We start from the raw sequence: 14,039 nt of genomic DNA on the forward strand, positions 1-14,039 counted from the left end.
CCGCGCCCCCGCGCCACCGCGAACCGCTCGACGACCCCCGCCTCCGACCGCTTCCGCGACTTCATCGCGTCCGGCTGGGCCGAGCGGGAGGAGCCGCTGCCTGCTCCGCGCGAGCAGGCGTCCTTCGCCGCCTCCCGCCGCGAGCGCCTCTCCGCGCTGCACACCGGCGTGCGCATCGTCATCCCGGCGGGCCGCCTCAAGCAGCGCGCGAACGACACCGACTACCCGTTCCGTGCGCACTCGGCCTTCACCTGGCTCACCGGCTGGGGCTCCGACTCCGAGCCCGGCGCGGTGCTCGTCCTCGAGCCCGCCGGGTCCGGCCACAGCGCGACGCTCTACTTCCGCGAGCGCGCGGGCCGCGACTCCGACGAGTTCTACGCCAACCCCGAGATCGGCGAGTTCTGGATCGGGCCGCGTCCGTCGCTCGCGCAGGTCGCGAGCGATCTCGGCCTCGCCACCCGCGGGATCGCCGAGCTCGACGCGGTCCTCGACGCGCACGACGGCGTCCCCCTCGCCGTGCTCCGCGAGGCCGACCCGGCGGTGACCGGCCGTCTCGACGCGGTCGAGGCCGACGAGCGGGCGGACCGCGACGCGGCGCTCGAGCGCGACATCGCCGAGCTCCGCCTGGTCAAGGACGCCTACGAGATCGCCGAGCTGCGCGCCGCCGTCGACGCGACGGGCCGCGGCTTCGAGGACGTCCTCTCCGACCTGCCGCGCATCATCGCCCACGAGAAGGGCGAGCGCCTGATCGAGGGCGTCTTCAACGGACGCGCGCGCGCCGACGGCAACGCGGTCGGCTACGACACCATCGCCGCGGCGGGCCCCCACGCCTGCATCCTGCACTGGACGCGCAACGACGGGCCGGTGCGCCCCGGCCAGCTGGTGCTGCTGGACGCCGGCGTCGAGCAGGACAGCTACTACACCGCCGACATCACCCGCACCTTCCCGGTGGACGGCCGCTACACGGACGCCCAGCGCCGGGTGCACGAGACGGTGCGGGAGGCGGCCGACGCCGCGTTCGCGATCGTCCGCCCCGGCATCCGCTTCCGCGAGGTTCACGCCGCGGCGATGGCCGTCATCGCGCGGCGCACCGCCGAGTGGGGCCTGCTGCCGGTCAGCGCCGAGGAGGCGCTCGAGGCCGACAACCAGCAGCACCGCCGCTACATGGTCCACGGCACCAGCCACCACCTCGGACTCGACGTGCACGACTGCGCCCGCGCACGGCGCGAGATGTACCTCGACGGACTGGTCGAGGAGGGCATGGTCTTCACCATCGAGCCCGGCCTCTACTTCCAGCCCGACGACCTCACGGTCCCGGAGGAGCTGCGCGGCATCGGCGTCCGGATCGAGGACGACGTGCTCGTCACCTCCGACGGCGCCGAGAACCTCTCGGCCGGCATCCCGCGCTCGGCCGACGACATCGAGGCGTGGATGGCCCGACTGGCCCGCTGAGGCCGGTCGCCCGCGGGGAGCCCCGGCCGCTCAGGCGGCGACGGGCAGCGCGAACTCCCCGCGGGCGGCGACGAGCGCCAGCCCGTCGAGCAGCGTCGCCAGCTGACCGGCGGGAGCGTCCGGGTCCTCGGGATGCCACTGCACACCCACGAGGGGGGCCGCGACGTGCTCGACGGCCTCGATCACGCCGTCCTCCGCCCGGGCGACGACCCGCAGCCCCGGAGCGAGCAGGTCGACCGCCTGGTGGTGCGCGCTCTGCACCGCGAGCGCCTCGGATCCGAAGAGCCCGCCGAGCACGGAGCCCGCCGCGAGCCCGACCTCGTGCCGGTGCATGCGCTGGTGAGCGGGGGCCGCCGCGTTGACGTGCTCCGCCTCCGGACCCAGGTCCTGCACCAGCGTGCCGCCGAGCGCGACGTTGACGATCTGCAGGCCGCGGCAGATGCCCAGCAGCGGGGTCCGGCGGGCCAGTGCCCGGTGCACCAGCGCGATCTGGGCGGCGTCGGCGCGCTCCGCGTGGGGGCCCTCGGCCGGGTAGCCGCGGTCGGCGCCGTACTGCTCGGGAGCGATGTCCTCGCCGCCCGCGAGGACGAGGGCGTCCGCCCCCGCCGTGCGCGCCAGCAGCTCCTCCGTGCCCAGCTCCTCGGCGGCGAAGCGCTCCGCCCGCCAGCCGCGCTCGTGCGCGAGGGCGAGGATGCGGCCGTTCAGGATCTGCACGTAGGCGTGGTACTCCTCGCGGCCCGGTCGCACGCGGGCGACCTCGACGATGGCGAGTGAGCGGGTCATGACTCCATCCTGGGCACGCCGCCGCCGCCGGTCGAACCGCCGTGTCACGCGGTGTCACACTCCGGCCGTACGATCACGGAGTGACCTCGCCGAGCCCGTCCCTCCTGGAGCGCGTGCAGCAGGCGCGCTCCGAGGTCTCCGTCCTCGCCGGGACCACTCCCGAGCGCCGGGTCCGACCGCTGCGCGAGGCCGTCGAGCACGTCGCCGCCGGCGGCTCCCCCGATCCCGACGCCCTGCTCGACGCGGTCGACTCGCTGGTCGGGCTCGTGACCCGCGCCGAGGTGCAGCTGAGCGGCGTCGAGCGCTCCGTGCGGGACGACCTGGAGCGGGCCGCCACCCTCTCCGACCTGCGCACCTCGGCGCAGCTCGCCTCCGCCGCCGACGTGGCCGTCGCGTGCGCCGCGGCACGGTCGCTCCTCCTCGACGCCGACGACGCCCGGTCGGCCGGAGCCCGCCACGATCCGGCCGCGCTGCTGGTCCTGCTGCTCGACGCCGACTCCGCTCTGGACGCCGTCGTCTCCGGGTACCGCGAGCCGCGGGCCCAGGCCGAGCGCCAGCTCCTCCTGTTCGAGGCGGCGCGCACCGCGGCCCGGCTCGGCGCCGAGTCGGTGCTGCTCCTGGCCGCCGTGCACGGCGAGCGCATCACCGCGGCACCCCGGATCCTCGCGGAGGAGACGCTCGGGCAGCTGGACACCGCGGTGCGCCGTGCGGCAGGCGATCCGGCCGGCGCTCTGGACGAGGCCCGCGCCGCCGCCGACCGCGCCCGCTCCGCGCTCGACGAGGCCCTGGTCGACCTCGACGGCGCACCCCCGTCGCTCCGCCCAGCAGCCGTTCCCGGAGGCCTGCCCGCGGCCTGAGCACGCAGGCACCCGGCACCGGCGCGCGTGCCATAGTGAGGGACATGGCCTCCTTCCTCGTCGTCCCCCAGTGGCAGGGCTCGGCGTCGACGCGCGCGATGCGCCTCGTCGACGGAGCCGAGGCGATCCGGGGCGATCTGCCCTCCTCCGCCACCACGACCCTCGACATCCCCGCCGAGGCGGGCGACGCCCAGGACACCGGCATCCGCCGCTACGCCTCGGTCGCCACCGTCGCCGAGCGGGTGCGCGAGGCCCTCTCGGGCCGCACCGGTCCCGTGATCACGATCGGCGGCGACTGCGGCGTCGAGTTCGCGGCGATCGGGCACGCCGTGCGCTCGGCACCGGGCCCGGTCGCGCTGGTCTGGCTCGACGCCCACCCGGACGCGCACACTCCCGAGTCCTCCCCCAGCGGCGCCTTCTGCGGCATGGTCCTCTCGGCCGCGCTGGGACGCGGCGTCGGCCTCCTGAGCGCGGGCGCCGAGGAGCGGGTGGCCGACGAGCGCGTCGTCCTCGGAGGTGTCCGCTCCGCCGACGACGGCGAGCTCGAGCGGCTGGTCGAGCGGGGCGCCGCGGTGCTGCCCGCGGACGCCCTCGACCCGGAGTCGCTCGTCGCGGCGGTCGAGGCGACCGGTGCCGCCTCCGTCTACGTGCACCTCGATCTGGACGTGCTCGACCCCGCCGATCTCGCCGGGCTGTTCGACCCGGTGCCCTTCGGCGTTCCCGCCTCGCGCCTCGTCGCGAGCCTCGACGCCCTCCGGTCCCGCTTCCCGCTCGCGGGCGCCGGCGTCACCTCGTTCGCCCCGTCGTCGCCGACCGCGGCCGAGGACGACCTGCCCACGATCCTCCGCCTCCTCGGCGCTCTGTCCCGCGGGGCCTGAGAGAGCCCTGCCATCGGCGCGCAAGCCCGAGCGCGTGTCGGCGGCACCCGGCAAGATGGTCGGACGGGACCGAGCGGAGGAACGATGAGCGACGAGAGACCGCGCGTGCGCACCGAGCGGCGCGGGACCGTGCTCGCGATCGTGCTGGACCGGCCCGAGAAGCGCAACGCCGCCGATCTGCGGCTGCTCGCGGAGCTGGCGTCCGCGTACGGCGAGCTCGACCGCGACCCGGAGCTGCGCGCCGGCGTCGTCCTCGCCGAGGGCGGGCACTTCACGGCCGGGCTCGACCTCGCCGACATCGGGCCCCGCCTGGGCTCCGACGGCCTCGACTTCGTGCCCGAGGGCGGTCTCGACCCCTGGGGCCTGCGCACCCGCCCCGTGAGCAAGCCGGTGGTCATCGGCCTCCAGGGCACCTGCCTCACGCTCGGCATCGAGCTCGCGCTCGCGAGCGACGTCGTCCTCGCCGAGCGGTCCACCCGCTTCGGCCAGATCGAGGTCGCCCGCGGCATCCTGCCCTTCGGCGGAGCGACGCTGCGCTTCCCCCGCGCCGTCGGCTGGGGCGACGCGATGCGCTGGATCCTCACCGGCGACCTCTTCGACGCCGAGGAGGCCCACCGCATCGGCCTCGTGCAGCAGGTCGTCCCCGACGGGACGGTCGCCGAGGCGGCCTGGGCGCTGGCCGCCCGGATCGCCGCGCAGGCGCCGCTCGCCGTGCAGGCCGCCCTGGCCAGTGCCCGGCTCGCGGTCGCCGCGTCCGACGCCGAGGCCGCGGCCGCGCTCCCCGGGGCGCTCGCGCGTCTCGCGGCGTCCGAGGATGCGCGCATCGGCACCGAGGCCTTCCTCCAGCGCACGACGGCGGAGTTCACCGGACGATGAGCGACGAGAGCACCACCGTCACGGCGCCCGGCGGCTCCTCCCTCGAGGCGCAGCAGGAGCGCGCCGCGCAGCAGCTCGAGATCCGGCTCCGCTACGGCGACCAGGTGTGGGAGCTGCGCGAGGTCGACCACTTCGCCGTCTTCTCCCGCCGCAGCACCGCACGACGGGCCGGGCGCGTCCTCGTGGCCTCCGGCTTCCAGATCGCGATCTCGCGGCTGAGGCTGAGGCAGGTCCTCGTCGCGAGCCACCACGCCGCGGTCGACGAGGAGTCGACCACCGCGTTCCTCCGCCAGGTGATCGAGGCGGTCGAGAGCCACGGCGGCCGCTACGACGGCTGGCGGGCCGAGATCGTGCCGGCGCATTGAGCGCCGGGCACCCACCGACGACGGGGCTCGACGCCTCCGAGAACCCCAGGGAGACAGCATGAGCAGCACGACGGACGAGTTCGACGTCATCGTCATCGGAGCAGGGCCGGTGGGCGAGAACCTCGCGGACCGCGCGGTCCAGGGCGGCCTCACCGCGGCCGTCGTCGAGAGCGAGCTCGTCGGGGGCGAGTGCTCCTACTGGGCGTGCATGCCCTCGAAGGCGCTGCTGCGGCCGCCGATGGCGCTCCGCGCCGCCCGTGATCTCCCCGGCGCGGCGCAGGCGGTGAGCGGAGGAGTCGACGTGCCCGCGCTCCTGGCCCGCCGCGACTCCTTCACCAGCCACTTCGACGACCACGGCCAGGTGCAGTGGCTCGAGGGCGCCGGCATCGAGCTCGTCCGCGGGCACGGCCGCCTGAGCGGCGAGCGTGAGGTGACCGTGACCGGACCCGACGGCGAGGTGCGCGTGCTCCGCGCCCGCTCCGCCGTCGCCGTCGCGACCGGCACCACCGCCGTCGTCCCCGACATCCCGGGCCTGCGCGCGGCATCCCCCTGGACGAGCCGCGAGGCCACCTCGGCCGAGGAGGTGCCGCCGCGCCTCATCGTCATCGGCGGCGGAGTCGTCGCGACCGAGATGGCGACCGCCTACGCCGGCATGGGCTCCTCCGTCACGCTCGTCGCCCGCAGCGGACTCCTCGCGCCGTTCGAGCCCTTCGCCGGCGAGCTCGTCGGCTCGGCGCTCCAGGAGCTCGGCGTCGACCTGCGCCTCGGCGACTCGCCCGTCTCGGTCGAGCGCCGGTCCGACGGCACCGTGGCCGTGACGCTCGAGGGCGGCGACGTCATCGAGGCCGACCAGGTGCTCGCCGCGACCGGCCGCGCCCCGCACACCCGCGACGTCGGCCTCGAGACGGTGGGCCTCGAGCCCGGCTCCTCGCTGACGGTCGACGACACGATGCTCGTGCTGGGCGGCGACGGTGCTCCCCTCGGCGGCGGGCGTCCGTGGCTCTACGGGGTGGGCGACGTGAACCACCGCGCACTGCTCACGCACCAGGGCAAGTACCAGGCCCGTGCGGCAGGCGACGTGATCGTCGCGCGCGCCACCGGTGCCGAGGTCCACGACGCCCCCTGGGGAGCGCACGTCGCGACCGCGGACCACGAGGCCGTGCCGCAGGTCGTCTTCACCGACCCCGAGGTCGCGTCGGTCGGCCTGACCGCCGCGGTCGCCGAGAAGGCCGGCTACCGCACCCGCGTCGTCGACTACGAGATCGGCTCGGTCGCCGGCGCCGCCCTCGCCGCCGACGGCTACACGGGCACCGCGCGGATGGTCGTGGACGAGGACCGGAAGGTCGTCCTCGGCGTCACCTTCGTCGGCAAGGAGGTCGGAGAGCTGATCCACTCCGCGACGATCGCCGTCGTCGGCGAGGTGCCGCTCTCGCGCCTCTGGCACGCGGTCCCCTCCTATCCGACGATCAGCGAGGTCTGGCTGCGGCTGCTCGAGACCTACGGACGCGACAGCGCGTGAGCGCGCTCCGTCGAGCCGTCGCGATGGTGGCCCTGGATCCGGCGATCACCCGGCCGGGCTACCTCTTCGCGTGCGCGGTCGGACTCGCCTGGGGCGCGCTGTGGAGCACGGGCCCGATCCGGCGCAGCCACGGCCTCGTCGTCTTCACCGGTCTGCCCTCCTGGGCGTTCGGCCGCGGAGGGTCCTGCGTCGGCACGAGCTACCTCACGGGCACCAACGCCTCCGACAGCGTCCTCGAGCACGAGGCCGTGCACAAGGAGCAGTGGCGGCTCTACGGGATGTGGTTCCCGTTCGCGTACACGGTGGCGGGTCGCGATCCGCTGCGCAATCGATTCGAGATCGAAGCCGGTCTCGAGAAGGGCGGATATCTCCGTGGTCACTGACATGACGGGGCGCGTCGTCGTCCTCACCGGAGCGAGCTCCGGCATCGGCCGGGTCGCGGCGGGAGCGCTGGCGTCCGCCGGTGCCCGCGTGGCCGTGGTCGGGCGGAACCCCGAGCGCACCCGCGCGGTCGCCGCCGACGTGGGAGGGGACGCGTTCCTGGCCGACTTCGACCGGCTCGACGACGTCCGCGCCCTGGCCGACGGCCTCCTCGAGCGCTACGAGCGGATCGACGTGCTGGCGAACAACGCGGGCGGGCTCGTCTCCCACCGCGCCGAGACGGTCGACGGCCACGAGCGGACGATCCAGAGCAACCACCTCGCGCCGTTCCTGCTCACGCGGCTCCTGCTCCCGCGGATGATCGAGACCTCGAGGGAGCGGGCCGGCGTCCGCGTCGTCTCCACGGCGAGCCTCGCGAACCGCTTCGGTCGCCTGAGGCTCGACGACCTCGACAACCGCCGGGGTCCGTGGCTCGGCGGCTGGCGGGCGTACGGCACGTCGAAGCTGGTGACGATCCTCTTCATCCGCGAGCTGGCGGAGCGCCTGCTGACGACGTCGGTCGACGCGTACTCGTTCCACCCGGGCGTCGTCTCGACGAGCTTCGGCGCCGACAGCACGATGATGAAGCTGATGACGAGCCTCTCGGTCGGCTCCTTCGGCATCTCCGCCGAGGCGGGTGCGGTACCGCTGATCACCCTCGCCTCCGAGCCCGACGTCGGTGCCGCCAGCGGCACCTACTTCGACCAGCTGACACCGCACGGCTCCCTGAACCCCCAGGCCCGAGACCGCGCTCTCGCCCACGACCTCTGGACCCTCTCCAGCCGCCTCGTGGGCGTCTCTCCCACCCTGTAGCCCGCTGCCGCTCCCCGCCGCCGACCCGACGCGGGGGCGGCGCGGAGTACCCGACCCGCTCGCCGGGAGGATCTCGACACACCCTCTCCGAGGGCTGCCCGATCAGCAGGTCTGTGCGCGGTCGCCCGACTCGGTCTGTGCCCGCGAGCTGCTCGATCAGCCGCGAAATCGGTCGGGCGTGGATCTCGAAACTCCCTCTCCGAGGGCTACCCGATGAGCATGTCCGGGCGCGGTCGCCCGACTCGCCAGGCACCCGAGAACCGCTCGATCACGCGCGAAGTCCGTCGGCAGTGACTCTCGAGACGCCCTCTGCGAGATCCACTCGATCAGCATCGTCCTCCGCGGTCGCACCTCCAGCCCGCCGTCCCCCGCGGTCGCGCCCCCGGCGCGCCGCATCCTCTGCGGTCGCGCCCCTGGCGCGCCGTCCCCCTTGCGGTCGCGCCTCCGGCGCGCCGACCCCCTACGAGCAGCGCCCGGAGCGTCGCAGGGCGTCGTTCTGCAAGGCGGAGGAGGAAGCGATACCGGCGGTATCGCGCCCGACGACAACGCCGCAGAACGTCGCCCTGCGGCGCTCCGGGTCAGTTGGACTCTTGGCGGCCGAGGCGCCAGTACCCCATGAACGCCACGCGCTTCCGGTCGAGTCCGAGCTCGGTGACGAGGCAGCGGCGGATCAGCTTCACGGCGCCGGCTTCTCCGGCGATCCAGGCGTAGAGGCCGGGGTCGGTGCTCTCGTCGGGGACCTCCCAGAGCATCTCGTGGTCGACGTCGATGTCGCTGACGTCGACGCCGCGGTGGTGGGCGGTGAGGAAGCGGGTGGCCCAGGCGCGGACCGCGTCGCCGAGGGCCGCTCCGGGGGCTGCCGCGTCGGCGCGGACGATCCAGGTGACGTGGACGCCGGCGGGGTGGTGGAGCGGGAGGCGGTCGTGGGCGGTGGGGACCTCGAGGAACGCGGCTCCGGTGGCGTCGTCGTCGAGGCTCTCGAGGATCGCGGCGATGGCGGGGACGGCCGTCTCGTCGCCGGCGAGGAGGAGGGAGGTGGCGGCGCCGGGGTGGAACTCGACTCCGCCGCCGGGGAGGTGGGAGCGCGTGTCGGGCGCGATGATGACGATCTGGTCGCCGGCGCGGGCGCTCTCGACCCAGGCGGAGGCCGGTCCGGTGTCGCCGTGGGCGGCGAAGTCGATGTCGACCTCGGCGTCCTCGGGGCGGACGGCGCGGATGGTGTAGGTGCGGAGCGGGTTCCGGAGCTCGTCGGGGAGCTGTCGCCAGCGGCCGTACCAGTCGGGGTCGAGTCCGTCGGGTCCGTCGGGGTCCGAGACGGAGGCGAGGAAGGCGGGGGCGTCGGAGGCTGCGGTGGGGACGACGAGCTTGATGCGCTGGTCGGGGCCGGTGCAGCCGACGTGGTCGAGGCCGGTGCCGGTGAGGGTCACGCGGATGAAGTGCGGGGCGATCCGGGTCGCTGCGGCGACGGTCGCGAGGTACGGCCGGTAGGCCGGTCGGGCGGGGGCGGCGGTCGTCGGAGGCATCGCCTCAGTCTCGCACAGAAGGTAAGCCTTGCCTAACACTCAGCCGGGACGCCCGGCGGACGGTCAGCGCGCGGCGTGCTCGGCGGAGGTGCGCAGGCGCGCCTCCACGTCGGCGGCGAGCTCGGCGACGACGGGGCCGGCCCCGCCGATCCAGGCGCAGAAGTCGTGGCGGCCGTCGGCCCACGGGTAGTCGCCGTCGACGACCGACATCTCGCCGACCCAGGCCCGGACCGCGCGGTCGAGCGCGACTCCGCGGGAGCAGCGCTCACCGGTGCCGGGGGCGCCCGAGCGCTCGGAGCGGCCGAGCCAGGTGACGCAGACCCGTCCGGGGGCGGCGAGCGGCGGCAGTCCGCGCGCGTCGTCGACCTCGACGAAGACCTGGCCGCGGGCGTTCGCGGGGAGGGTGTCGAGGATGCTCTGGATCCACGGCACGACGGTCTCGTCGCCCGCGATCAGGAACTGCTTCACGTCGACCGGCGCGGAGCCGTCGCGGTCCTCGAACATGCACATCGTGTTCGAGTATAGGCAAGGCTTACCTCAGTGACCAGAGCCGGACCTGACCATCCGCCGTGCGGCCGCGCCCGGACCCGTCACGACTGCGGCCTCCCCCCTCACCACTGCGGCGGGTGCCGCCTCTGCCAGCGCGCCCGCCGCTCGAGCTGTGCGCCGATCGCCAGCAGCGTCGCCTCGCCGCCGGGTCGCCCGATCAGCTGGACTCCCATCGGCAGGCCCTCCTCCGTGGTGCTCAGCGGAAGGGTGATCGCGGGGAGGCCGCTCACGTTCACGAAGGACGTGTACGGCGTGTAGAGGCACTGCTGCTCGAAATTGCGCTCGGGATCCTCGAGGTCGTACCAGCCGACGGGGCGCGGCGTCATCGCCAGCGACGGCGTCAGGACCGCGTCGACGCCGGAGAACGCCGCGATCACCGCGCGCTCGTAGCCCGAGAGCCAGGACGCCGCCTCGACGATCTCGCGGGCGGAGCGCCGGCGTCCCTCCTCCACCAGCCAGCGGGTCAGCGGCTCCAGCAGATCGAGGTCCGCGCCCTCGACGGGCAGGGTCGCCGCGCCGCTCTGCCACAGCGTCCGGAACGCGGCGGGGTACGCGGCGCTCGGGGGCAGCGACGCCTCCTCGAGCCCGTGGCCGAGCGCGGCCAGCGCGGCGATCCCCTCGTCCAGCGCGGCGCGCGCCTCCGGAGCGAGAGCGATCTCGTACTCCTCGTCCCAGGGCGAGTCCGTCAGCACGCCGATCTGGAAGCGCCCCTCTCCGCGCACCGCGGCGCCGAGGAACGAGCCGTCGCCGTCACCGGGCGCGCCGAGCGACCAGCGCTGCGGGAGGCGGCCGTTCGTCCGCTCCAGCATGCCCTCGAGCAGGAGGCCCGCGTCGGCGACCGAGCGGGTGATCGGCCCGGCGACCGTCAGGCCGCCGACCCCGCCGATGCCGGAGAGCGCGGCGATGCGTCCGCGGGAGGGCTTCAGTCCTACCAGGCCGCAGGCCGCGGCGGGGATGCGGATGGACCCGCCGCCGTCCGAGGCGGGGGCGAACGGCAGCAGTCCCGCGGCGACGGCGACCGCCGCTCCTCCGCTGGATCCGCCGGCCCCGAGGCGGATGTCCCAGGGCGTGACGGCGGGCGGGCCGATCAGCGTCTCGGTGTAGGAGGGCATCCCGAACTCGGGCGCCGCGGTCTTGCCGAGGCTGACCGCTCCCGCCGCATCGAGCACCTCGACGATCTCGTCGGAGGCGGTGGGCACGTGGTGCTCGCGCAGCCGCGATCCGGATGCGGTCCGCACGCCCGCGCGCCGCCAGAGGTCCTTGTCGCCGCTCGGCAGGCCCCAGAGCGGAGCGGTGCCGGGCCCGGTGCCGAGCGATGACGCCCGCTCCCGCGCCCGATCGGCGGTCACCGTGGCGAAGGCGCCCAGCTCCCCGTTCCACCGCTCGATCCGGGCGAGGTAGTGATCGGCGAGCTCGAGAGGCGTGACCTCTCCGCGCTGCAGCCAGTCCCACTGCTCCTGGGCGCTGAGGTGGTGGAGTTCGAACATGGAACGACCCTATTCCGCCGCTCCGGGGAGCCGGCGGAACAGGGTCGTGGGGGTCAGGCCGCGCGGCGGCCGCTCTCGCTCGCCTCGTCGATGCCCTTCCGGGCGCCGTCGGGCACCACGGTGTCGCGGTCGATGCGGGCGCCGGTCGCGATCACGGCCGAGCGTCCGATGCGGGAGTAGCTCCCGATCCGCGCCCCCGGTCCGATGATCGCCTCGGGCCCGACGTGCACGTTCGCGCCGATGAAGGCGCTGTGCCCGATCATGGCGTCGCGGTCGACCCAGCTGCCCGCGCCGATCCAGGCGCGCTCGCCCACGGTCGCGCCGGGCTCCACGTAGGCGCCGGTCTCCACGTACGCGGTCGCCGAGACGCGCGATCCGGGAGCGACCATGCCGCGTCCGTTCGCGTGGCGGCGGTAGACGATCTCGTCGTCACTGCCGCGCGCCCCTCGACCCTTGTTCATCCCTGTTCCTGCCATCTGCCTCTGGCTCCTCCGAGCTGTCCGGTGGGCGGGGCGCCGAGCCCCGTCCCGTCATCGGTAGACAACAGCGGCGAGCGCCCGCGCATTCCCCGTTCGGGGGGCGCTGGCGCGGGGTGGAGGCGGGTCGGCGGGCGGAGCGGAGAGCGGGCGTCGGAGCGGACCCGCGCGGGCGTCCCCGGAGCGTCACTCCACCGCGTCGGCGACCGCGGTCACGACCGCGCGGAACCGGTCCGGCGCCTCGCGGATCCGACGCCGGAGGAGGACCCCGGCGAGCGCCGACGAGGCGGGTGCGGCGACCAGCTCGCACTCGACCCGGGCCCCCTCCTCGTCCGCCAGGACCCGCCACTGCTCGACGCCGAGCACGGGGAGCCGGCGCTCGAGCCCGCTCCCCCGCCGCTCGTAGGCGCCGTCGGCGGCGAGGACGTCCGCGAGGGCGGCGAGCACCGGGGCGGGGTCGGCGTGGAGGACGGAGGCGAGGGCGAGGAGGCTGCGCACGGCGGCAGTCTCGCACGCCCCCGCGTCAGGAGCGGGCGTCGAGGACGCGCCGGAGCCAGTCGAACGACGCCTTGGGCACGCGGTCCCGGCTGCGCGTGTCGACGGCCACGAGCCCGTGCGGGCGGCTGTAGCCGTGCTGCCACTCGAACGCGTCGACCAGGGTCCAGAGCTGCACGGCCTCCACCGGCAGTCCGTCGTGGACGGCCTCGGCGAGAGCGGCCAGGTGCGCCCCGAGCCAGCGGATCCGCTCCGTGTCGACGATCGCACCCTCGCGATCGGGCTCGTCGGGGTAGCTCGCGCCGAGCGCGGTCACCACCAGCGGCGGCAGGGCGTCGCCGTAGCGCTCCACGAGGGACCGCAGCACCGAGACCACAGCCCAGGGTGCGACCGGCGAGCCGTCGCCCGTGCGGTCCAGCTCCGGCCAGGGCGCCGTGTGGAAGGGGAGCGCGGGAGGAGCGCCCACCCCGGTCGGCAGCGCCGGGTCGCGGCCCGACACGATCCGCAGCGGCGGCAGCGGCGCGACCGCGTAGAAGTCGAGCGGAGCCGAGATGCGCGCGAGGTCGACCGGATCCGCCTGCGCGAGGGCGCCGAGGAACGGCGGCAGCTCCTCCGGTCCGACCGGGTAGGACCCGGTCAGCACGGCGTCGGCCACCAGGCGGTTCCGCAGGATGTCCGCCAGGGAGGCGAAGGCGCGGTCCCGGTCGTCGTCGGAGGCGGGCTCGACCGGCGCGAGCGCGTCGACGAGGCCGATCCTCCCGGTCACCTCCGCCGCTCGCAGCGCCTCCAGCGCCACGCCGTGCCCGAGGAGCTGGTGGTGCAGCGCCGGCAGGGCGCTGAACAGCCGGCCGGCGCCCGGCGCCTGCCGCGCGAGCGCGTAGCCCTCGAGCATCACCGTCGACGGCTGGTCGAGGGTGATCCAGTCGGCGACCCGGTCGCCGAACCGCCCGCCGAGCTCGAAGGCGAGATCACCGAAGCGGAACGCGGTGTCGCGGTTCATCCAGCCGCCGCTGAGCGCCGACGGGGTGTCGCGGTGGTGCAGGGTCAGCGCGACCCGGATCCCCGTCTCGGCGAGCCCGTCGAGCAGGCGGTCGTAGAAGCCGAGCCCTCCGCGGTCGATCGGCCCGCGGCCGTCGGGCTGCAGCCGGGGCCACGAGACCGAGAGCCGGAGCTCGTCGACGCCGAGATCGACCAGCAGCGCGAGGTCCTCGCGCCAGCGCAGGAGGAAGTCCGTCGCGATCTCGGGAGTGGCCTCCTCGGCGATCGTCCCCCGTCGCAGCGCGAAGTCGTCCCACACCGACCGGCCCCGGCCGCCCGTCTCGAGGGAGCCCTCCGTCTGGAAGGCGCTCTGCGCCAGTCCGATGCGCAGGCCCGGCGGCAGGAGCCCGCCCAGCTCGCGCGGATCGTCGAAGCGCGCGGCCTCGACGCGCACCTCCCGCCGATCGCGCCCGCGGGCCTCGTCTTCGCGCATTCCACTGTCCTCCGGATCTGATCGACGGGTATATTCTCGCGGAAGCGCTCTCCCGGATCTCCCCGACTCCCCCGA

At 75.1% G+C, this 14,039-nt stretch carries 15 protein-coding genes; 8 read left to right on the forward strand and 7 right to left on the reverse strand.

What is annotated here, in order from left to right; translation table 11 throughout:
• Positions 1 to 1,452: aminopeptidase P family protein (locus C5C57_RS14835; RefSeq protein WP_104297798.1), on the forward strand; the 1,452-nt coding region annotated here is incomplete at its 5' end.
• A gap of 30 nt (positions 1,453 to 1,482) precedes the next feature.
• Here C5C57_RS14835 and C5C57_RS14840 read toward each other — a convergent pair.
• The gene (locus C5C57_RS14840) at positions 1,483 to 2,235 is read right to left on the reverse strand and encodes a gamma-glutamyl-gamma-aminobutyrate hydrolase family protein (RefSeq protein ID WP_104297799.1); all 753 of its coding nucleotides are present in this window, start codon (positions 2,233 to 2,235) and stop codon (positions 1,483 to 1,485) included.
• Between the two features lie 80 nt (positions 2,236 to 2,315).
• On the opposite strand from C5C57_RS14840, the gene C5C57_RS14845 reads away from it, so the two are divergent.
• From C5C57_RS14845 to C5C57_RS14875, 7 genes are all read left to right on the forward strand, one after another.
• Positions 2,316 to 3,092, forward strand: a complete 777-nt coding sequence (locus C5C57_RS14845) for a hypothetical protein (RefSeq protein ID WP_104273839.1) — start codon at positions 2,316 to 2,318, stop codon at positions 3,090 to 3,092.
• Positions 3,093 to 3,136: 44 nt separating this feature from the next.
• Complete coding sequence (locus C5C57_RS14850) at positions 3,137 to 3,970, forward strand: arginase family protein (RefSeq protein WP_104248221.1); 834 nt, start codon at positions 3,137 to 3,139, stop codon at positions 3,968 to 3,970.
• A gap of 84 nt (positions 3,971 to 4,054) precedes the next feature.
• Complete coding sequence (locus tag C5C57_RS14855; RefSeq protein WP_104256199.1) at positions 4,055 to 4,846, forward strand: crotonase/enoyl-CoA hydratase family protein; 792 nt, start codon at positions 4,055 to 4,057, stop codon at positions 4,844 to 4,846.
• Positions 4,843 to 5,211, forward strand: a complete 369-nt coding sequence (locus C5C57_RS14860) for a ribonuclease E inhibitor RraB (protein ID WP_104225032.1) — start codon at positions 4,843 to 4,845, stop codon at positions 5,209 to 5,211. The genes C5C57_RS14855 and C5C57_RS14860 overlap by 4 nt, the downstream gene beginning before the upstream one ends.
• Before the next feature lie 58 nt (positions 5,212 to 5,269).
• Entirely contained in the window at positions 5,270 to 6,730 is a 1,461-nt protein-coding gene (locus tag C5C57_RS14865) for an NAD(P)/FAD-dependent oxidoreductase (RefSeq protein ID WP_104297800.1), read from the forward strand.
• A gap of 23 nt (positions 6,731 to 6,753) precedes the next feature.
• Entirely contained in the window at positions 6,754 to 7,113 is a 360-nt protein-coding gene (locus C5C57_RS14870; RefSeq protein WP_104297806.1) for a Fe-S oxidoreductase, read from the forward strand.
• Positions 7,103 to 7,963, forward strand: a complete 861-nt coding sequence (locus C5C57_RS14875) for an SDR family NAD(P)-dependent oxidoreductase (protein ID WP_244230659.1) — start codon at positions 7,103 to 7,105, stop codon at positions 7,961 to 7,963. Before C5C57_RS14870 ends, C5C57_RS14875 begins: the two co-directional genes overlap by 11 nt.
• 578 nt (positions 7,964 to 8,541) lie before the next feature.
• On the opposite strand, the gene C5C57_RS14880 is transcribed toward C5C57_RS14875, so the two are convergent.
• The 6 genes from C5C57_RS14880 to C5C57_RS14905 form a co-directional block, all read right to left on the reverse strand.
• On the reverse strand, positions 8,542 to 9,486 hold the full coding sequence (locus C5C57_RS14880) for a siderophore-interacting protein (RefSeq protein WP_104273841.1): 945 nt from the start codon (positions 9,484 to 9,486) through the stop codon (positions 8,542 to 8,544).
• A 63-nt stretch (positions 9,487 to 9,549) separates the two neighbouring features.
• Entirely contained in the window at positions 9,550 to 9,996 is a 447-nt protein-coding gene (locus C5C57_RS14885; protein WP_104248226.1) for an SIP domain-containing protein, read from the reverse strand.
• A gap of 101 nt (positions 9,997 to 10,097) precedes the next feature.
• Positions 10,098 to 11,522: an amidase gene (locus tag C5C57_RS14890; RefSeq protein WP_104248227.1), complete on the reverse strand. Its 1,425-nt coding sequence runs from the start codon at positions 11,520 to 11,522 to the stop codon at positions 10,098 to 10,100.
• 53 nt (positions 11,523 to 11,575) lie between these two features.
• Positions 11,576 to 11,983 carry a transferase gene (locus C5C57_RS14895; RefSeq protein ID WP_104334124.1) on the reverse strand — a complete coding sequence of 136 codons (408 nt, stop codon included), beginning with the start codon at positions 11,981 to 11,983 and terminating at the stop codon, positions 11,576 to 11,578.
• A 201-nt stretch (positions 11,984 to 12,184) separates the two neighbouring features.
• Positions 12,185 to 12,496 (reverse strand): hypothetical protein, encoded by a 312-nt coding sequence (locus C5C57_RS14900; protein ID WP_104227427.1) that lies wholly within the window; start codon positions 12,494 to 12,496, stop codon positions 12,185 to 12,187.
• 25 nt (positions 12,497 to 12,521) lie between these two features.
• On the reverse strand, positions 12,522 to 13,964 hold the full coding sequence (locus C5C57_RS14905) for a glycoside hydrolase family 1 protein (protein WP_181069229.1): 1,443 nt from the start codon (positions 13,962 to 13,964) through the stop codon (positions 12,522 to 12,524).
• Positions 13,965 to 14,039: the final 75 nt, after the last annotated feature.

Origin of the sequence: Rathayibacter sp. AY1C5 (assembly GCF_002931705.1) — a bacterium.
Lineage (GTDB): Bacteria > Actinomycetota > Actinomycetes > Actinomycetales > Microbacteriaceae > Rathayibacter.

Excerpts from the sequence above, each read along its gene's own strand:
- C5C57_RS14840 (WP_104297799.1), bottom strand. The coding sequence starts at position 2,235 with ATGACCCGCTCACTCGCCATCGTCGAGGTCGCCCGCGTGCGACCGGGC.
- C5C57_RS14850 (WP_104248221.1), top strand. The coding sequence starts at position 3,137 with ATGGCCTCCTTCCTCGTCGTCCCCCAGTGGCAGGGCTCGGCGTCGACG.
- C5C57_RS14855 (WP_104256199.1), top strand. The coding sequence starts at position 4,055 with ATGAGCGACGAGAGACCGCGCGTGCGCACCGAGCGGCGCGGGACCGTG.
- C5C57_RS14860 (WP_104225032.1), top strand. The coding sequence starts at position 4,843 with ATGAGCGACGAGAGCACCACCGTCACGGCGCCCGGCGGCTCCTCCCTC.
- C5C57_RS14865 (WP_104297800.1), top strand. The coding sequence starts at position 5,270 with ATGAGCAGCACGACGGACGAGTTCGACGTCATCGTCATCGGAGCAGGG.
- C5C57_RS14870 (WP_104297806.1), top strand. The coding sequence starts at position 6,754 with ATGGTGGCCCTGGATCCGGCGATCACCCGGCCGGGCTACCTCTTCGCG.
- C5C57_RS14880 (WP_104273841.1), bottom strand. The coding sequence starts at position 9,486 with ATGCCTCCGACGACCGCCGCCCCCGCCCGACCGGCCTACCGGCCGTAC.
- C5C57_RS14885 (WP_104248226.1), bottom strand. The coding sequence starts at position 9,996 with ATGTGCATGTTCGAGGACCGCGACGGCTCCGCGCCGGTCGACGTGAAG.
- C5C57_RS14890 (WP_104248227.1), bottom strand. The coding sequence starts at position 11,522 with ATGTTCGAACTCCACCACCTCAGCGCCCAGGAGCAGTGGGACTGGCTG.
- C5C57_RS14895 (WP_104334124.1), bottom strand. The coding sequence starts at position 11,983 with ATGAACAAGGGTCGAGGGGCGCGCGGCAGTGACGACGAGATCGTCTAC.
- C5C57_RS14905 (WP_181069229.1), bottom strand. The coding sequence starts at position 13,964 with ATGCGCGAAGACGAGGCCCGCGGGCGCGATCGGCGGGAGGTGCGCGTC.